At 70.8% G+C, this 17,653-nt stretch carries 18 protein-coding genes; 10 read left to right on the plus strand and 8 right to left on the minus strand.

From position 1 onward, the window contains the following. Positions 1-101 precede the first annotated feature (101 nt). The 6 genes from ACIA5G_RS27620 (at position 102) to ACIA5G_RS27645 (ending at position 4,871) form a co-directional block, all read left to right on the plus strand. Positions 102-623, plus strand: a complete 522-nt coding sequence (locus ACIA5G_RS27620) for a helix-turn-helix domain-containing protein (RefSeq protein ID WP_395928187.1) — start codon at positions 102-104, stop codon at positions 621-623. 79 nt (positions 624-702) lie between these two features. Beyond that, the gene (uraD, locus tag ACIA5G_RS27625) at positions 703-1,182 is read left to right on the plus strand and encodes a 2-oxo-4-hydroxy-4-carboxy-5-ureidoimidazoline decarboxylase (protein WP_395928189.1); all 480 of its coding nucleotides are present in this window, start codon (positions 703-705) and stop codon (positions 1,180-1,182) included. Beyond that, positions 1,179-1,496 (plus strand): hydroxyisourate hydrolase, encoded by a 318-nt coding sequence (gene uraH, locus ACIA5G_RS27630; protein WP_395928191.1) that lies wholly within the window; start codon positions 1,179-1,181, stop codon positions 1,494-1,496. Before uraD ends, uraH begins: the two co-directional genes overlap by 4 nt. 3 nt (positions 1,497-1,499) lie before the next feature. Continuing rightward, positions 1,500-2,381, plus strand: a complete 882-nt coding sequence (pucL, locus tag ACIA5G_RS27635; protein ID WP_395928193.1) for a factor-independent urate hydroxylase — start codon at positions 1,500-1,502, stop codon at positions 2,379-2,381. A gap of 248 nt (positions 2,382-2,629) precedes the next feature. Then, positions 2,630-3,184, plus strand: coding sequence for a TetR/AcrR family transcriptional regulator (locus ACIA5G_RS27640; protein WP_395929243.1), 555 nt, complete (start codon positions 2,630-2,632; stop codon positions 3,182-3,184). 112 nt (positions 3,185-3,296) lie between these two features. Next, positions 3,297-4,871 carry a glycoside hydrolase family 27 protein gene (locus ACIA5G_RS27645; RefSeq protein ID WP_395928195.1) on the plus strand — a complete coding sequence of 525 codons (1,575 nt, stop codon included), beginning with the start codon at positions 3,297-3,299 and terminating at the stop codon, positions 4,869-4,871. Here the strand turns inward: ACIA5G_RS27645 and pucD are convergent. The 4 genes from pucD to ACIA5G_RS27665 are packed head-to-tail and all read right to left on the minus strand — an operon-like array spanning position 4,864 to position 9,774. After that, complete coding sequence (pucD, locus tag ACIA5G_RS27650; RefSeq protein ID WP_395928197.1) at positions 4,864-7,119, minus strand: xanthine dehydrogenase subunit D; 2,256 nt, start codon at positions 7,117-7,119, stop codon at positions 4,864-4,866. The two genes, ACIA5G_RS27645 and pucD, sit on opposite strands and share 8 nt — an antisense overlap. Next, entirely contained in the window at positions 7,116-8,456 is a 1,341-nt protein-coding gene (locus tag ACIA5G_RS27655) for an 8-oxoguanine deaminase (RefSeq protein WP_395928199.1), read from the minus strand. The genes pucD and ACIA5G_RS27655 overlap by 4 nt, the downstream gene beginning before the upstream one ends. Beyond that, positions 8,453-8,920 (minus strand): (2Fe-2S)-binding protein, encoded by a 468-nt coding sequence (locus ACIA5G_RS27660; protein ID WP_395928201.1) that lies wholly within the window; start codon positions 8,918-8,920, stop codon positions 8,453-8,455. Before ACIA5G_RS27660 ends, ACIA5G_RS27655 begins: the two co-directional genes overlap by 4 nt. Beyond that, positions 8,911-9,774, minus strand: coding sequence for an FAD binding domain-containing protein (locus ACIA5G_RS27665; RefSeq protein WP_395928203.1), 864 nt, complete (start codon positions 9,772-9,774; stop codon positions 8,911-8,913). Before ACIA5G_RS27665 ends, ACIA5G_RS27660 begins: the two co-directional genes overlap by 10 nt. Positions 9,775-9,895: 121 nt before the next feature. Here ACIA5G_RS27665 and ACIA5G_RS27670 point away from each other — a divergent pair, with 121 nt between their 5' ends. Further along, positions 9,896-11,233, plus strand: coding sequence for a PucR family transcriptional regulator (locus tag ACIA5G_RS27670; protein WP_395928205.1), 1,338 nt, complete (start codon positions 9,896-9,898; stop codon positions 11,231-11,233). Between the two features lie 63 nt (positions 11,234-11,296). On the opposite strand, the gene ACIA5G_RS27675 is transcribed toward ACIA5G_RS27670, so the two are convergent. Then, positions 11,297-11,623 carry a DoxX family protein gene (locus tag ACIA5G_RS27675; protein WP_395928207.1) on the minus strand — a complete coding sequence of 109 codons (327 nt, stop codon included), beginning with the start codon at positions 11,621-11,623 and terminating at the stop codon, positions 11,297-11,299. A gap of 56 nt (positions 11,624-11,679) precedes the next feature. Between ACIA5G_RS27675 and ACIA5G_RS27680 the strand changes: the two genes are divergently transcribed. Beyond that, on the plus strand, positions 11,680-12,846 hold the full coding sequence (locus tag ACIA5G_RS27680; RefSeq protein WP_395928209.1) for a DUF2786 domain-containing protein: 1,167 nt from the start codon (positions 11,680-11,682) through the stop codon (positions 12,844-12,846). Positions 12,847-12,849: 3 nt separating this feature from the next. Here ACIA5G_RS27680 and ACIA5G_RS27685 read toward each other — a convergent pair whose 3' ends face one another. Both ACIA5G_RS27685 and aceB read right to left on the minus strand, forming a co-directional pair. Then, positions 12,850-14,037, minus strand: a complete 1,188-nt coding sequence (locus tag ACIA5G_RS27685) for a DUF6986 family protein (protein ID WP_395928211.1) — start codon at positions 14,035-14,037, stop codon at positions 12,850-12,852. Beyond that, positions 14,037-15,614, minus strand: coding sequence for a malate synthase A (gene aceB, locus ACIA5G_RS27690; protein WP_395928213.1), 1,578 nt, complete (start codon positions 15,612-15,614; stop codon positions 14,037-14,039). Before aceB ends, ACIA5G_RS27685 begins: the two co-directional genes overlap by 1 nt. A gap of 112 nt (positions 15,615-15,726) precedes the next feature. Here aceB and ACIA5G_RS27695 point away from each other — a divergent pair, with 112 nt between their 5' ends. Beyond that, entirely contained in the window at positions 15,727-16,503 is a 777-nt protein-coding gene (locus ACIA5G_RS27695) for an IclR family transcriptional regulator (protein WP_395928215.1), read from the plus strand. Here ACIA5G_RS27695 and ACIA5G_RS27700 read toward each other — a convergent pair. After that, positions 16,500-17,000: a GNAT family N-acetyltransferase gene (locus tag ACIA5G_RS27700; protein WP_395928218.1), complete on the minus strand. Its 501-nt coding sequence runs from the start codon at positions 16,998-17,000 to the stop codon at positions 16,500-16,502. The genes ACIA5G_RS27695 and ACIA5G_RS27700 overlap by 4 nt on opposite strands. A gap of 144 nt (positions 17,001-17,144) precedes the next feature. Between ACIA5G_RS27700 and ACIA5G_RS27705 the strand changes: the two genes are divergently transcribed. Further along, positions 17,145-17,651 (plus strand): hypothetical protein, encoded by a 507-nt coding sequence (locus ACIA5G_RS27705; protein ID WP_395928220.1) that lies wholly within the window; start codon positions 17,145-17,147, stop codon positions 17,649-17,651. Positions 17,652-17,653: the final 2 nt, after the last annotated feature.

The following is a 17,653-nucleotide window of genomic DNA, read 5'->3' on the forward strand; positions in this document are numbered from 1 at the left end:
ACCGCCGATTTCACAGTACGGAAAGACGGTTTCGCACAACGACAGTAACCACGGCCCGCGCCGCTCGTCAACGACGGACGCGGCGCGTTACGGTCATCCTCGTGCGGCTTGAAGCGGAGTTCACGAGCGAACCGTTCCACGGCGAGGGGTCGCCACCCGAGCACGCGCTCGCCGCGCGCGACGCGGCCGCGGAAGCGGGGCTGGACACCGACTTCGGGCCGCTCGGCACGCTCGCCCGCGGTGACGCGAAGAGCCTTCTCGAGGCCCTGCCGGCGATCACGCAGGCCGCCCTCGACGGTGGCGCCACCCAGGTCACGCTGCAGGTGCGCCGAGCCGCCGACGAAGGGAACGAGGCGGTTCCCGATGCGACGGTCGAGCAGCAGGCCGCCGGCAGCACTCCGGTCGTCGAACTGAACGACGCGCTCGCTCGGCTGATCGCCGACGTCGAGCGCGAACTGGGTGCCCGGCTGGCGGAGCTCGACCGCCCTGGCAAGCAGCGTGCGGTGCGGCTTTTGCGCGAACGCGGCGCCTTCGGCCTGCGGAAATCCGTCTCGTCAGTGGCCGACGCGCTGGGGGTCACGCGGTTCACCGTTTACAACTACCTCAACCGGGAAGCCGACTGACCAGCGCTTTCAACAAAATGTTGACGGAACTCCGGCACCGACGTACGGTCAGCGGGACGCCACTCACGAGGAGTTCCCCGTGCCGCTCACCCTCACCGACTTCAACACCGCCGACGCCGGCGACGTACGTCCGGCGCTGACGGCCTGCCTTGCCGTCCCCCGTTGGGTGGACACGATTCTCGAGCGTCGGCCGTACGTTGACCTGGACGCGCTGAAGGCCGCCGCCGAGCTGCCGTTGAGCAGCGACGAGATCCGGCAGGCGATGGCCGCCCATCCCCGGATCGGGGAGAAACCGACCCAACCGGGCGCCGAAGGCGAGTGGTCACGATCGGAACAGTCCGGTGTGGACAACGCCGGCGCGTTCGCCGCCGCGAATGCGGAGTACGAAGCCAAGTTCGGGCACGTCTACCTCGTCTGTGCCAGTGGCCGCAGCGGTGAAGAGCTCCTGAAGGTCCTCCGCGAGAGGCTGGACAACGACCCGGCCACCGAACTCGCCGTCGCCGGGCGCGAACTGCTGAAGATCGCCGAACTCCGACTCGCGAAAGCGGTGACCGCGTGAGCCTCGTGACCACCCACGTCCTCGACACGGCGACCGGCCGCCCCGCAACGGGAATCTCTGTGCGTTTCGAGACCGGCGAAGGGAAGCCGATCGCCGACGGCCGGACCGACGACGACGGCCGCATCCGCGATCTCGGCCCCGAGACCCTGGACGCCGGCGTCTACCGGCTCGTCTTCGACACCGGCGCCTACCTGGGCCCGGACGCCTTCTTTCCGGAGGTGGCCCTCACCTTCCGGATCTCCGACGGCACCGCGCACCACCACGTGCCGCTCCTGCTCAGCCCGTTCGCCTATTCGACCTACCGAGGGAGCTGAACCGTGGCCATCACCCTGGGCCCCAACCAGTACGGCAAGGCGGAGGTCCGCCTGGTGACGGTGCGCCGCGACGGCCCCGTGCACCACCTGAAGGACCTCACCGTGTCGACGTCGCTGCGCGGCGAGCTGGCCGAGACGCACCTGACCGGCGACAACGCCGGGGTGCTCGCCACCGACACGCAGAAGAACACTGTGTACGCCTTCGCGAAGGAGGCGCCGGTCGGCGAGATCGAGGACTTCGGCCTGCGCCTGGCGCGCCACTTCACCGGCACGCAGGAAAACATCTCCGGCGCCCGGATCAAGGTCGACGAGCACGGCTGGGACCGGATCACCGTCGGCGGCGAGCCGCACGACCACGCGTTCAGCCGCTCCGGCGACGAACGCCGCACGACGGTCGTCACGATCCAGGGCGACCGCGCGTGGGTGGTGTCCGGCATCGACGGCCTGACCTTGCTCAAGTCGACCGGTTCGGAGTTCCACGGCTTCCCGCGCGACGAGTACACGACGCTCGCCGAGACCGACGACCGGATCCTCGCCACCGCCGTCACCGCGCGGTGGCGCTACCAGGGTGAAGGCATCAACTGGGCGGAGAGCCACCGCGAGGTCCGGCGGCTGATGCTGGAGACGTTCGCGACGAAGCACAGCCTTTCGCTGCAGCAGACGCTGTACGCGATGGGCCAGGCGGTGCTCGAACAGCGGCCGGAGGTCGCCGAGGTGCGGCTGTCGCTGCCGAACAAGCACCACTTCCTGGTGGACCTGAACCCGTTCGGGCTGAAGAACGACAACGAGGTGTTCTACGCGGCGGACCGCCCGTATGGGCTGATCGAGGGCACGATCCTGCGCGACGACGCCGAGGACCCGGGCCCGGCCTGGGACATCCACTGACGGCGCCCTAGCCACCCGACCCCTGCGCGGCGCCCGCCTCGGGCAACCTCACCCCAGCGCAGCCCCCGCCCTCTCCGGGGGACCGGCCCCGCATCCAGTGTATCGGGGGTGGCCGACGAAACCCGGAAAAACCGGTGGTCAGCGCCGGTTTGTCCACATCACGGCCGGGGTGTGGACAAGCCGGACTCGGTAGAACGCTCTAGCAAGCGCGTATCCTCGGGACCGTGGCAGGGACCAAGGAACGCATCATGGCCGCCGGTGCCGAGTTGTTTCGGCGCAACGGGTACACCGGGACCGGGCTCAAACAGATCGTCACCGAGGCCAACGCGCCCTTCGGGTCGCTCTACCACTTCTTTCCTGGTGGGAAGGAGCAGCTCGGCACCGAGGTCGTCCGGGAGTCCGGGCTCGCCTACATCCAGCTCTTCGACCTCTTCATCGCGCCCGCGCCCGACCTGATCAGCGGGATCGAAGCCTTCTTCGCCGCCGGGATCGCGACGCTCGAAGCGACCGACTACGTCGAAGGCTGCCCGATCGCGACCGTGGCCCTCGAGGTCGCCAGCACCAACGAGCCGCTGCGGGAAGCCACCGCTGAGGTCTTCACCGCGTGGATCGACGCCGGTACCGAGAAGTTCGCCAAGTTCGGGCTCAGCCGGGAGGCTGCCCGGACGCTCACGATCTCCGTCGTCAACAGCCTCGAAGGCGCCTTTGTGCTCTGCCGGGCACTGCGGGACACCGAGGCCATGGCCGTCGCGGGCGCGACCAGCGTGGACGTCGCCAAGCGACTCCAAAGCGAGCAACTTTAGTCGGGAATCCAACAAGAATACTCAACATGGCGCTTGACCACGCAGCATCGGACATCGAAGCTACGCAGTGGTCTAGTCCTCCTGCCTACACCGTCGTCCGGTTGGAGCCGCCATGCGCCGAGTCCTCGCCGTCCTCGCCACCGCCGTTGCCGCTGCCGCCCTCACCACCCCACCTGCCGATGCCCTGGAGAACGGGCTCGCGAGAACCCCGCCGATGGGCTGGAACACCTGGAACACCTTCGAGTGCAACATCAACGAGACGCTGGTCAAACAGACCACCGACCTGATGGTCAGCTCCGGGATGCGCGACCGCGGGTACACCTACGTCAACCTCGACGACTGCTGGATGACCAAGACCCGCGACTCCGCGGGCAAGCTCGTTGCCGACCCCGCGAAGTTCCCCAGCGGCCTCAAAGCGCTCGGTGACTACATCCACGCGCGCGGGATGAAGTTCGGCATCTACGAGAGCGCCGGCAGCGAAACCTGCCAGCACTACCCCGGCAGCCTCGGCCACGAGCAGACCGACGCCAACAGCTTCGCGAGCTGGGGTGTCGACTACCTCAAGTACGACAACTGCGGCAGCCCGGGCGGCGAGACCCAGCAGGACTACGTCCGCCGCTACTCCGCCATGCGCGACGCGCTCAAGGCCACCGGCCGCCCGATCGCCTACAGCATTTGCGAATGGGGCAACTTCAGCCCGTCCACCTGGGCGCCGGACGTCGGCAACCTGTGGCGCACCACCGGGGACATCACCAACAACTGGGGCAGCATCGACTCGATCTACCGCCAGAACGTCGGGCTCGCACAAGCAGCGAAACCCGGCGCGTGGAACGACCCGGACATGCTCGAAGTCGGCGACGGCATGGACTTCCAGGAGGACCGCGCCCACTTCACGCTCTGGGCCGCGATGGCCGCGCCGCTGATCGCCGGCGCCGACCTGCGCAGCGCCAGCGTTGCCACCTTCTCGACCTACCTGAACGGCGACGTCATCGCGGTCGACCAGGACCCGCTCGGCAAGCAGGCCACGCGCATCGCGACCGGCAACGGCCTGGACGTCCTCGCGAAGCCGCTCCAAGGCGGGGACGTCGCCGTCGTGCTGTTCAACGAGAACAGCACCACGAAAACCGTCTCGACGACGGCCGCCGCGGCCGGGCTGCCCGCCGCGTCGAACTACCGGCTGACCAACCTGTGGTCGAAGGAGCTGACCACAACCACCGGCACGATCAGCGCGAACGTCCCTTCGCACAGCACCGTGATCTACCGCGTGAAGGCCAACGCGTCCGGCTCCAGCATCAACACCGCCCATCCGCTGCAGGGCGCGTCGTCGTCCCGCTGCATCGACATCAACGGCAACGTCACCACGCCCGGCACCAAGGTCGACATCTGGGACTGCGACGGCGGCGCGAACCAGTCCTGGACCTTCACCGGCGCCGGTGAGCTCAAAGCCAACGGCCTGTGCCTGGACGCCGACGGCGGCAGCAGCGCCGCCGGGACCAAGCTCATCGTCTGGACCTGCCACGGCGGCGCGAACCAGAAGTTCAAGCTCGCGCCGGACGGCTCGATCACCCAGGCCGGGCTCTGCGTCGACGTCACCGGCGGCGACAAGCCCGCCGGCAACGTCAACGGCACTCAGCTCGAGCTCTGGGGGTGCAACGACGACGCCAACCAGAACTGGCAGCTCAAGTAGCGGTCAAGTGCTCCGGCCGCACCGGGACGCGGGTGAGCGCGAGCCCGGTCGCGGCGCGGATCGCCGCCACGATCGCCGGGGTCGACGAGATCGTCGGGGGCTCGCCGACGCCGCGCAGGCCGTACGGCGCGTGCGGGTCCGGGCGTTCCAGGACGTCGATGCTCATCGGCGGCATGTCCAGGACCGTCGGGATCAGGTAGTCGGTGAAGGAGGGGTTCCGGATCTTCCCGCCGGAGGTCTGGATCTCCTCCATCACGGCCAGCCCGAGGCCCTGCGCCGAGCCGCCCTGGATCTGGCCCAGCACGGCTTGCGGGTTCAGCGCCTTGCCGACGTCCTGGGCGCAGTCCAGCGCGACCACCTTGACCAGGCCCAGCTCGGTGTCGACGTCGACAACGGCGCGGTGCGCGGCGAACGCGTACTGCACGTGCGCGGTGCCCTGCCCGGTTTCCGGATCCAGCGCGGAAGTCGGCCGGTGCCGCCATTCCGCCGTCTCGTCGTAGACGTCGTCGGCGAGGACGTCCACCAGGTCGGCGACCACCTGGCCGTCGGCCGCGACGAGCTTGCCGCCGACCACGCGCACCTTCGTGTCGAACCGGGAAAGCAGCCGCGCTCGCACCGCCACGCACGCGGCCTGCACCGCGCCGCCGGTCACGTATGACTGCCTTGACGCCGACGTCGAGCCGCCGTTGCCGATCGAGGTGTCCATCGGCAGCACGGTCACCTGCTCGACACCCAGCTCGGTCCGGACGATCTGCTGCATGATCGTCACCAGGCCCTGGCCGACCTCGCAGGCCGCGGTGTGCACGGTCGCCGCCGGCTCGCCGCCGACCAGCTGCAGGCGCACCCGCGCCGTCGAGTAGTCGTCGAAGCCTTCGGAGAAGCAGACGTTCTTGATGCCGACGGCGTACCCGACGCCGCGGACGACGCCTTCGCCGTGCGTCGTGTTCGACACCCCGCCCGGCATGTGCCGCAGGTCGAACGGCCGGTCCGGCGGCATCGGCTTGGCGCGCACCAGGTCGAGCAACTCCGCGACCGGCGCGGCGGAGTCGACCACCTGGCCGGTCGGCATCAGGTCGCCTTCGGTCATCGCGTTGCGGACGCGGATCTCGACCGGATCCAGGCCGCAGGCAGCAGCGAGCTTGTCCATCTGCGACTCGTAACCGAACGCCGCCTGCACCGCGCCGAAGCCGCGCATCGCGCCGCACGGCGGGTTGTTCGTGTAGACGCCCCAGCAGTCCACCGAGACGCTGTCCACTGTGTACGGTCCGACGCCGAGCGTGGCGGCGTTCGCGACCACCGCGCCGGTCGAGGACGCGTACGCGCCGCCGTCCAGGTACAACCGCGTCCGGACGTACACCAGACGCCCGTCGCGAGTGGCGCCGTGCTCGTAGTACATCTTCGCCGGGTGGCGGTGGACGTGACCGTAGAAGGACTCTTCGCGGTTGTAGACCATCTTCACCGGCTTGCCGGTGTGCAGTGCCAGCAGGCACGCGTGCACCTGCATCGACAGGTCCTCGCGCCCGCCGAACGCTCCCCCGACACCGCCGAGCGTCAGCCGCACCTTCTCGACCGGCAACCCCAGAGCGGCGACGATCTGCTGCTGGTCGACGTGCAACCACTGCGTCGCGACGTACAGGTCGACGCCGCCTTCGGTGTCCGGCACGGCGAGCCCGGACTCCGGGCCGAGGAACGCCTGGTCCTGCATGCCGACCTCGTAGACGCCCGAGACGACGACTTCCGCGGCAGCATCCTGCGGCCCGCGGCGGATCTTCACGTGCCGGACGACGTTCCCACCAGAGTGCAGCGAAGGACCTTCGCCCGCGACAGCCGCTTCGGAGTCCGTCACGGGAGAGAGTTCTTCGTAGGAAACGACGATCCGCTTCATCGCGCGGCGCGCGGTCTCCGGGTGGTCGGCGGCGACCAGCGCAACCGGCTCACCCTGGTACCGGACCACATCCGAAGCGAGCACCGGCTGGTCGGAGTGCTCCAGGCCGTACCGGTTGACGCCCGGGACGTCCTCATGGGTCAGCACCGCGTAGACCCCGGGCACCTTCAGGGCTTCGGTGATGTCGATGCCGGTGATCCGCGCGTACGGGTGCGGGCTGCGCAGGGTCACGCCCCACACCATGTCCTCGTGCCACAGGTCCGAGGAGTACGCGAACTCGCCGCGCACCTTCACCGTGCCGTCGGGGCGACGAGGCGAGGTCCCGACCCCGTTGACCGTCTGCGTCGTGACGGAAACAGTCATCGGTCCTCCCGCAGTCTTGCGCTCGCGGACGCCAGCTCCGCGGCGATCCCGGACTCGTCGGCTTCCCGCAAGGTGCCGTCCTCGACCACGGCCTTCCCGCCGACGAACAGCCGTCGCACCGGTGGTGTCGTGCCCAGGACCAGCGCCGCGACCGGGTCGGTGATGCCCGCGTGGTTCAGCCCGGTCAGGTCCCAGATCGCGAGGTCGGCGAGTTTGCCCGGCTCGATCGAGCCGAGGTCGTCGGCCCGGCCGAGGCAGCGCGCGCCGCCCATCGTGCCCATCCAGAGCGCTTCCCGCGTGGTCAGCCCGCGGGGCCCGCCGCGCTGGCGGGCCTGCAGCAACGCCTGGTGCAGCTCTTCGCCGAGCCCGCCGGACTCGTTGGACGCGGCGCCGTCGGCGCCGAGGCCGACCGCCACACCGGCGTCGAGGAGGTCGCGAACCGGGGCGATGCCCGCGCCGATGCGGCCGTTGGACGTCGGGCAGTGCGCCGAGCCGGTGCCGGTCGCGCCGAACCGGCGGATCGCCTCGGGCGCGAGGTGGATGGTGTGGGCGAGCCAGACGTCTTCGGCGAGCCAGCCCAGCTTGTCGGCGTACTCGGCGGGTGTGCAGCCGACTTCGGCGAGGCATTGCTGCTCCTCGTCGAGCGTCTCGGCGAGGTGGGTGTGGAGCCGGACGTCCTTACGACGGGCCAGTTCGGCCGCGCCGGACATCAGCCGCTCGGTGACCGAGAACGGTGAGCAGGGGCCCACGGCGATCTGCAGGTGTGCCTCGGCCGAGGCGTCGTGGAAACGGTCGATCGCGGCTTCCGTGCCGGTCAGCGCGTCCTCGGTGGTCTCGACGAGGTTGTCCGGCGGCAGGCCGCCGTCGGACTCGCCGCGGTCCATCGACCCGCGCACGACGTGCAGTCGGACGCCGATCCGCTGCCGGGCCGCGGCCAGCGCCGCGACCTGGTCACCGCCGTCACGCGGGAAGACGTAGTGGTGGTCGGCGACGGTGGTGCAGCCGGTCAGCGCCAGCCGCGCCATCCCGGCGGTGCCGGCGGCGTGCGTGATCTCCGCGTCCAGCCGGCCCCAGACCGGGTAGAGCGCGACCAGCCACTCGAAGAGCGTGTGGTCGGCGGCCATCCCGCGGGTCGCCCATTGGTAGAGGTGGTGGTGGGTGTTGATCAGGCCGGGCGTGACCAGGCAGCCCGAGGCGTCGACACGCTCGTCGAACTCACCCGTGTAGACGCCTTCGCCGACTTCCGCGATCCGGTCGTTCTCGACAACGACGTACCCGTTGGCGTACTCCTCGCCGCTGACGGTGGCGATCGCCCCGCCGGTGATGAGCGTCCTCACGCGACACCACCCTTCGCCGCCACGCGCACCGCGTCGAGGATCTTCTCGTAGCCGGTGCAGCGGCACAGGTTGCCCGCGAGGGCCTCGCGAATCTCCTCGTCACTCGGATCGGGGACGCGGTTCAGCAGGTCGTGCGCGGCGACGATTAGGCCCGGCGTGCAGAAGCCGCACTGCACGGCGCCCTGGTCCACAAAGGACTGCTGGATCGGGTCGAGGGTGTCGCCGTCGGCCAGGCCTTCGACGGTGCGCACCACGCGGCCCTCGGCCTGCCCGGCCGCGACCAGGCAGGCGCACACCGGGAGATCGTCGAGGTAGACCGTGCACGAGCCGCATTCACCCTGCTCACAGGCGTTCTTCGAGCCCGGCAGGCCGAGGCGCTCCCGCAGCACGTAGAGCAGGCTCTCGCCCTCCCAGACGTCGTCCGCCTGCCGCTCTTCGCCGTTGATCGTGACATTCAGGCGCATGCGCGCTCCCCCGTCCGGTGTTCGTCCCAGGCCCAGGTCAACGTACGCCGTGCGAGCACCGACAGCGCGTGCTTGCGGTAGGCGGCGCTGCCGCGGACGTCGTCGATCGGCGAAGCAGCTTCGGCTGCCAACTCGCCGAAGCGCCGCTTCAGTGAGTCCGGCAGTGGCTCCGACGAGCCCCACGGCAGCTCCGCGTTGAGGAACTCCTCGGCTTCACGAGCGCGGCGTGGCGTGGGCGCGGCCGACCCGACCGCGGCACCGGCCACACCGTCGCGCAGGGCCAGCGCGAACGAGCAGACCGCGATGACCATCGCGTTGCGCGTCCCGACCTTGGCGAACTGCTGCGGCCCGGCGTGCGCGGGCAGGTGGATCGCGGTGATCAGCTCGTCCGGCTCGAGCGCGTGGCGCTTCACGCCGACGTAGAACTCCTCCGCGCGCAGCGTCCGGCTCCCCCGGACGGAGGTGACCTCGACCTGGGCGTCCAGGGCCAGCAGCACGGGGTGGGTGTCACCGGCCGGTGACGCCGCGCCGAGGTTGCCGCCGACCGTGCCGCGGTTGCGGATCTGCGGTGACCCGACCGTGCGCGAGGCCATGGCCAGCGCCGGGACGGATTCACCCACTTCGGCGATGACGCGGCTGTACGGGACGCCGGCGCCGAGCCGGACCGTTCCGTCCGATGTGGACCACTCCGCCAGCTCCGGGACCGTGGTCAGGTCCAGCAGGGCCTCGGGGCGCCGGTGGTCGAAGTTCAGCTCGACCATGACGTCGGTGCCGCCCGCGATGGGCACGGCATCGGGACGCTCGGCCTTGAGGGCCAAAGCCTCCGCTAGCGTCGCAGGACGCAGGAACTCCACGCTTGCTCCTTCGTGAGGGCGATAGACCAGTAGACGCCCAACGGGCCGCGGGCGGCAACGGCACGGGCCATGAACCGCACCCGAGCGGACGGCCGGGTGTTTGTGCTTTCCTACAAGCCTGATGACGACCGTGAAAACTCTGCTGGGCCTGCCGGGGCTGCGGCTGCGCCCGCGGGCCGGGGCCGACCTGCTCGACCGGCCGGTGACGCGCATCTACGTCACGGAGCTGTCCGACCCCGGACGGTACCTGTCGGCCGGTGAGCTGGTGCTTTCCGGCCTGCTCTGGTGGCGCGAGCCGGGGGACGCCGAGCCGTTCGTGGCCGCGCTGGCGCGGTCGGGCGCGGCGGCGCTGGCCGCGTCCGGCGCCGACTCGGACGGCATCCCGGACGACGTGGTCGACGCCTGCGAGCGGCACCGGATCCCGCTCCTCGAAGTGCCCGCCGACCTGTCGTTCTCCGTGATCACCGAGCAGGTGGTGCTGGCGCTGGCGGCCGCGTCCGACAGCTCGCGCAAACGTTTGCACGCCGCCGCGGACGCACCCATGGAGACGCTCCTCGAGCGCGCTTCGACGGAGCTCGGCCTGCCCTGCTGGGTGCTGTCGGCCCTCGGCCGGGTGGTCGCCGGGACGACCCCGCTGCCGATGCCCGTCGAGGAGGTCGTCCGCCGGTACGCGGGCAAGGAGCCCGGGCCGCTGACGTTGCTGCCGGTGGAGGGCAAGCACGCCGTGCCGTGGCTGATCGCCGTCGGCGGGACGGTGAGCACCGCGCAGGCCGAGCTGGCCGAGGAGCTCGCCGGGCTCGTCGGCGTCACGCGGGCGCGGATGGCTCCCCCCGACGCCGAGCTGCCCGGCGAGGTGCGCGTTGTCGCGTTGCGGACCGAAGGCAGCGACGAGAGCCGGGACGTCCTGCGAGAGCTGCTGCCCGACGGGCGGCTGCTCGAGTCCACCGGAGAGACGTCGTACGCGGCGACCACGCAGTGGCCTGCCGCCGCCGGCACCGAACTGTCCACTGTGGAACCTCTGCTCCGGGCCAAGCGGATCCTCTGCGGCGTCAGCGATCCCGGGCCGCGGGCCGAGGCGTGGGAGACCGCGCGGTACACCCTGGAGGTGGCGGCCCGGCGCCCGGGGCGCGTCGCGGTGGTGCCGGCGGGTGAAGCGGGTGTGCACCAGCTGCTGCTGGCCGGGGCGCCGGACGGGTTGCGCGCGGCCGTGCGGCGGCGGGTCCTCGGCCCGCTGCTGGAGTACGACGCCGAGCAGCACACGGACCTGGTGCACACGGTGCGGGTGTTCCTCGAGTGCTCGGGCTCGCCGACGCGGGCGGCGAAGGCGCTGCACGTCCACGTCAACACGCTGCGCTACCGCATCGGCCGGGCGGGCGAGCTGCTCGGCGCGGACCTCACCGAGTTCACCGACCAGCTCGACGTCTACCTCGCGCTGCGCGCCGGCGACCAGGCCGGCTGATGAACGGCGTGGATCCGGAGATCACGTCGGCCCGGCAGGCGGCGAACGACGCCCGCGCCTGCGTTAGAGCAAGGTCGCGGCAGCCAGCCCGAGGAAGAGCAGCGGGACGGCGCCGGTGGTGAACTTGCGCGCCCGGACGTGCGCGACGATCGCCCCGACGTAGAACAGGACCAGGCCGATCGCGGCGGCGACACCCAGGGCGGGAACTCCGGCAAGGCCCAGCGTGAGACCGGCCGCGCCGGCGAGCTTCACCGTCCCGAGCATCGGCAGCCAGCTCGGCGGAACGTCGACGGCGGCCGAAGTGGCGAGCACAAAACGGGCCTTGAGCAGGTCGGCGACGCCGATTCCGGCGTTCAGGACGATCACGGTGATGATGACGGCGGTGTGCATGCCTTCCCGACGGGGCGGCCGCCGGGAAGGTGACCGGGCTGCGGCACACTCGCCCCGTGAGCAAGCAGAAGCGACGCGTTCCGGCCGAAGAGACCGCGAGGCCGCGGACCGCCGAGGAGTTCGGCGACGCGCTGCTGGCCGCCGCCTACGAGGTCGCGCGCGGAGTCCGCGGCGCGGCCGGGAAGAGCGCGAAGCGGCTGGCGACGGGCCTCGAACTGCCGGCCGAGGCGGCCGAAGGCGCCCACCGGGCCGGACAGCACCTGATCGCCCGGGTCTGCCTGGGCGGCTGGCTGCCCGAGGACCTCGACCAAGCCGCCCGGCGGCGCGTCGACGAGTTCGCCCGGTCCTTCGTGCTCGACACGTCGGCCGCGTATGCAGAGCAGTTCACGGACTGGCGCGACCAGCTCGACGAGGTGGGTGCCGTCCGCTGGTGGACGGAGTCCGAGCCGCACCTGACTCAGTGGGCGGCGAAGCACATCCTGACTTCGGCCGAGGCGCTGACCTCCGTCATCGAAGCCCTGGGCTTCCTGCTGACCTTGCCGGCGCTGACCCCGCCGGGAACCGCGGCACCGGCCCGCCACACCGTGGACGAGAAGAAGCTGAGCCGCGTCCGCGCGCTGCTGGCGAAAGCCGAATCGAGCTCGTTCCCGGAGGAGGCCGAAGCCCTTTCGGCGAAGGCGCAGGAGCTCATGACGCGGCACGCCCTCGACCGGGTGCTGGTCGAAGCCGGGCCCGAGCTGCCCGCGTCCCGCCGGATCTGGCTCGACACCCCTTACGTCGACGCGAAGTCGCTGCTGGTCCACGTGGTCGCGAAGGCGAACCGCTGCCGGGCCGTCTACGACTCGCGCTGGGACTTCGTCACCGTCGTCGGCGACGAGGACGACCTGGACGCCGTCGCGCTGCTGACCACGTCCCTGCTCGTCCAGGCCACCCGGGCGATGATCGCCGACCCGGCCGGCCGGGACCGGGCGTTCCGGAAGTCGTTCCTCGTCTCCTACGCGACCCGCGTCGGCGAGCGGCTCGACCAGGCCGCCGAAGCGACGATCGCGGAGTCGCCGGACCCGGACCGGCTGCTGCCGGTGCTGGCGTCGCACGACCTGGCGGTGGAGTCGGCCTTCACCACGCTCTTCCCCGCGGTGGTCAGCAAATCGGTGACCGTGCGCAGCCACGAGGGCTGGCACGCCGGCCGGTCCGCCGCCGACCGCGCCCGGCTCGGTGAGTGACCCTCACGCGAGCCGCAGCGCGTACTTCTCCAGCTCCGGCCGCCCGAACGGCAGCTCCGTCTCGTCCAGGGCACCGCAGTCCAGGCCGCGCAGCAGGTACACCGCGAGCGCCTGGGCCGTCGCCGGTTCGTCGAGGACTCCCCCGGCCTGCTTCTCCGCGTACGCCCGCAACCGCTCCACCGCCGCCGAGAACCCTTCGCGGTAGAACGTGTACGTCGCCGCGAAGCGGGTCGGCAGCTGGTGCGGGTGCAGGTCCCAGCCCTGGTAGAAGCCGCGCTCCAGCGAACGCCGCACCAGGCGCAGGTGCTCGGCCCACGCCTCCGGGAGCGCGTCGCCGATGGGCAGGCGGTTGGTCGAGCCGTCCGAAAGGCGGACACCGGTGCCGGCCGCCGAAACCTGCATCAGCTGCTTGGCCAGGTCCGCCGCCGGGTGCTCCATGCTCTGGTACGCCGCCGCGATGCCCAGCCCGGCGCTGTAGTCGTACGTGCCGTAGTGCAGACCCGAACAGCGGCCGTCCGCGGCGTGCACGATCCGCGCCACCGACAGCGTCCCATCGATGTCCACAATGGACTGAGCGGTCTCGATCTGGACCTCGAAGCGCAGGACACCCGGCTCGAGCCCGTACGCCGATTCCAGGCGTGCCAGCACTTCTGCCGCCACCGACACCTGCTCGACCGCCGTCACCTTCGGCAGCGTGACGACGAACCCGGGCGGCAGCGGCCCGTTGTCCAGCAGCCCGGTGAGGAACAGGTCCAGGGTGCGGATCCCGCGCCGGCGCGTCGCCGCTTCGAAGCTCTTGAAGCGGATGCCGCAGAACGGCGTCCCGCCGGTGGTCGCCAGGGTCTGCCCGGCCGCCAGCGCGGCGGCGTCCTCGACGTCGTCCGGGACCCGGCCGTAACCGTCCTCGAAGTCGATCCGCAGGTCCTCGATCGGCTCGGTGAGCAGCTTCGCCCGCACCCGTTCGTAGACGTCGGCGTCGACGCCGAGCAGGTTCTCGTGCTCGATGAAGACGCGCATCGCCTGCTTGCCCCAGTCGGCGACCAGGCGCGTCCGGTACAACGAAGCCGGGACGTAGACGGTGTGCACCGGCTGCCGCCCCGGCCGCTCCCCCGGGTACGCCGCCGCGACGCGCGCGTCGGCCGAAGCCAGGCGCGCGTCGGCGGCGTCGTAAACGTCCTGGGAAAGCCGCACTACTTGATCCGCTCGTAAGCGGGCAGCGTCAGGAAGTCCGGGAACTCGTCGGCCAGCGCGACCTGCTCGAACAGCTCCACGGCCGGCTCCAGCAGCTCCGGCTTGAGCTCGCCGGCCAGCTCGCCGCGAACCTCGGCCAGCACCCCGCGCACCAGCTCCGACGTCACGACGTCGCCGGTGTCCAAAGTGGTCCCGTTCTTGACCCACTGCCAGATCTGCGAACGCGAGATCTCCGCGGTCGCCGCGTCCTCCATCAGGTTGTGGATGGCCGCCGCGCCGGTGCCGCCCAGCCAGGACGCGATGTAGCGGACGCCGACGTCGACCGCCGCGCGCAGGCCGCCCGCCGTCGCGCCACCCGGCGTCGAGGCGACGTCCAGCAGCTGCTCGGCGGTGACGCTCACCTCGTCCCGCGTGCGCTCGAGCTGGTTCGGCCGGTCGCCGAGGACCTTGTCGAACTCCTCCTTGCAGAGCTCGACCATGCCCGGGTGCGCGACCCAGGAGCCGTCGAAGCCGTCGCCGGCCTCCCGGGACTTGTCCGCGTGCACCTTGTCGAAGGCGCCCTTGTTGACCTCGGGGTCCTTGCTCGGGATGAACGCGGCCATGCCGCCGATCGCGAAGGCGCCGCGCTTGTGGCAGGTGCGCACCAGCAGCTCGGTGTAGGCGCGCATGAACGGCGCGGTCATGGTGACGGCGTTGCGGTCCGGCAGCACGAACTTCTCACCCGCGTCGCGGAAGTACTTGATCACGCTGAACAGGTAGTCCCAGCGGCCGGCGTTGAGGCCGGACGCGTGCTCGCGCAGCTCGTAGAGGATCTCTTCCATCTCGAACGCGGCGGGGATGGTCTCGATCAGCACGGTCGCGCGGACGGTGCCGTGGTCGATGCCGAGCGTCTTCTCCGCGTGGGTGAAGACGTCGTTCCAGAGCCGCGCTTCGAGGTGGCTCTCCATCTTCGGGAGGTAGTAGTACGGGCCCTTGCCGTGTTTGAGCAGCTCAGCCGCGTTGTGGAAGAAGTGCAGGCCGAAGTCGACGAGCGCGCCGACCGCCTGGCGGCCCCCGAAGGACAGGCCGCGCTCGGGCAGGTGCCAGCCGCGCGGGCGGACCACGATCGTGGCGTGCTCGACGCCGTCCTTCAGCGCGTAGCTCTTGCCGCCGCTCTCCAGCGTGATCGACTCGCGGGTGGCGTCGTAGAGGTTGACCTGGCCGGACACGACGTTCGCCCAGTGCGGGGTGTTGGCGTCCTCGAGGTCGGCCAGCCACACCTTGGCGCCGGAGTTGAGCGCGTTGATCGTCATCTTGCGGTCGGTCGGCCCGGTGATCTCGACACGCCGGTCTCGCAACGCCTCGGGCGCGCCGGCGACCTTCCAGTCGCCGTCGCGGATCTCCTTCGTCTCCGGCAGGAAGTCGAGCTTGCCGGTGGTTCGGGCCTCCTCGCGACGCTTGCTCCGCGCCTGGAGCAGCTCGTCACGACGGCCGGCGAAGGCGTCGTGCAGGCCGGCGAGGAAGTCGAGCGCCGCCGGCGTGAGGATCTCGTCGCCGCGCTCGACCGGGTCGCCCAGCACCTGGACTTCAGAAGACATGTGGAACACCTCGAGGGTTCGGATCTTTGGATAACGGCCCTACGGTTTTCTACCAGCCGGACTATAGTTTCTGCATAGCGGAAGCTCAACGCAGACGTAAGGAGGACCACCGGTGGCAGCGGAGAAGAACGGGCGCGATGGCGGCGTCCAGTCCCTGCAGCGTGCCTTCGAGCTGCTGGAACACCTCGCGGACACCGGCGGTGAAGCCAGCCTGTCCGAGCTCGCGACACTGTCCGGGCTGCCGATGCCGACGATCCACCGGCTCATCCGCACCCTGGTCGACCTGGGGTACGTCCGGCAGAACACCAACCGCCGGTACGCGCTGGGCGCGCGGCTGATCCGGCTCGGCGAGAACGCGAGCATGCAGTTCGGCGCCTGGGCGCGCCCGCTGCTGGCGGAACTGGTCGAAGAGGTCGGCGAGACGGCGAACCTGGCGGTCCTGGAGCGCGACGAAGTCGTCTACGTGGCCCAGGTGCCCTCGAAGCACTCGATGCGGATGTTCACCGAGGTCGGCCGGCGGCTGCTGCCGCACGGCACCGGCGTCGGCAAGGCGATGCTGGCGCACCTGCCGGCCGAAGACGTGCGTGAGCTGCTGGGCCGCACGGGCATGCCGGCCTACACCGAGCACACGTTCACCGACGCGGACGCGCTCGCCGTCGAGCTGGCTCGGATCGCTTCGCAGGGTTACGCGCTGGACGAGGCCGAGCAGGAGCTGGGGGTGCGTTGTGTCGCGGTGGCGGTGCCGGGCGCGCCGGTGCCCGCGGCGGTTTCGGTGTCGGGCCCGTCGGGCCGGCTGACCGCCGAGGCGGTGGCGCACATCGCCCCGGCGGTGCAGCGGGTGGCGGACGCGCTGGGCGCCAGCCTTTCGCAGGCCACCGTCACGGTCTAGGCCAGCTCACCGGCCAGGAGGTCCATGAGCAGGCCGTCGTGCCAGGTGCCGTCCGGGGCGCGCTCGTAGTCGCGCATGACGCCGACCGGGCGGAACCCCACCTTCGTGTAGACCGCGATCGCGGTCTCGTTCGCCGCCGCCGGGTCGATCGTCAGGCGGTGGTGGCCCTGGTCGAAGAGGTGACGGGCCAGCGTGCGGAGCGCGTCGGTGCCGAGACCGCGGCCGTGGAAGTCCGGGTGCACGGAGATGTCGATCCCGGCGTGGTGGTACTGCGGCTCCAATTCCTCGCAGCTCTGGATGATCCCGACGACCTCGCCGTCGAGTTCGATCACGTAGCTGGTGTAGCCGGCTTCGACGTCGTACAGGCCGTCGACCTCGTGGTCCGGGTCGCCCCACCAGCGGGCGACTTCCGGGGTGGCCAGGATTTCGCGCACCCGGGCGCGATCTTTTGCCGAAATGGTACGCAAAAGTACGCGCGCACCGGGGATGATGGGCATGCTTCGGTCCTCTCTCGTAGTGAATGACGGCTTTGGGACGTCTGGTACGAGGAGGCGAACGAGCGGACGTGCGTCAACCGGGCATCACGGGATTCTGCGCCGGCGTACACCCGCCCGTCACCCGATTTTCGCGGAGGGACGGCCATGGACCGGCACACCGGTGGCGCACTCGCCTGGCTCGCCCAGGGCGCCGCCTCGAACCTGCTCGACCGGCTCGTCGACCGCGCGCTCGACGGGCCGCCCCTGCCGCCCGCGTGGCCACCGCGCCCGGGCGGGTCGGCGCCGGGGACCGTCGAAATCTCCGTGCGGCACCAGCTGACGATCCGGACCCGCACGCCGGTGATCCTGACGCTGCAGGAAGACGGCAGCCGCACGGGCAAGGTGTTCTCGATCGTCCTCGGCCACACGACCCGCGTGAACCTGCCGGGCGGCGACTACTTCGGCGCGGCGATGATCGTCGATCCGCTGGCGCGCAAGCGATCCGGCCAGACCCTGCAGGGCATCGGCTGGTCCCGGCTGACGGTCACGGCCCGCCGGACGTCACCGCTGGTGATCCCGGCCCACCACCCGACGGCGCCGGTGATCCTGCAGCTGGGCCTGCGCAAGCCGGACGGGACGCCGTTGTTCCGGCTGCCGCCGTCACGGCTGTAGCT

Origin of the sequence: Amycolatopsis sp. NPDC051758 (assembly GCF_044453095.1) — a bacterium.
Classification (GTDB): Bacteria; Actinomycetota; Actinomycetes; order Mycobacteriales; family Pseudonocardiaceae; genus Amycolatopsis.

Coding starts and splice junctions, on each gene's coding strand:
- aceB (WP_395928213.1), bottom strand. CDS start 15,614: ATGTCTTCTGAAGTCCAGGTGCTGGGCGACCCGGTCGAGCGCGGCGAC.
- ACIA5G_RS27705 (WP_395928220.1), top strand. CDS start 17,145: ATGGACCGGCACACCGGTGGCGCACTCGCCTGGCTCGCCCAGGGCGCC.
- ACIA5G_RS27700 (WP_395928218.1), bottom strand. CDS start 17,000: ATGCCCATCATCCCCGGTGCGCGCGTACTTTTGCGTACCATTTCGGCA.
- ACIA5G_RS27670 (WP_395928205.1), top strand. CDS start 9,896: ATGACGACCGTGAAAACTCTGCTGGGCCTGCCGGGGCTGCGGCTGCGC.
- ACIA5G_RS27675 (WP_395928207.1), bottom strand. CDS start 11,623: ATGCACACCGCCGTCATCATCACCGTGATCGTCCTGAACGCCGGAATC.
- ACIA5G_RS27640 (WP_395929243.1), top strand. CDS start 2,630: ATGGCCGCCGGTGCCGAGTTGTTTCGGCGCAACGGGTACACCGGGACC.
- pucD (WP_395928197.1), bottom strand. CDS start 7,119: ATGACTGTTTCCGTCACGACGCAGACGGTCAACGGGGTCGGGACCTCG.
- ACIA5G_RS27645 (WP_395928195.1), top strand. CDS start 3,297: ATGCGCCGAGTCCTCGCCGTCCTCGCCACCGCCGTTGCCGCTGCCGCC.
- ACIA5G_RS27660 (WP_395928201.1), bottom strand. CDS start 8,920: ATGCGCCTGAATGTCACGATCAACGGCGAAGAGCGGCAGGCGGACGAC.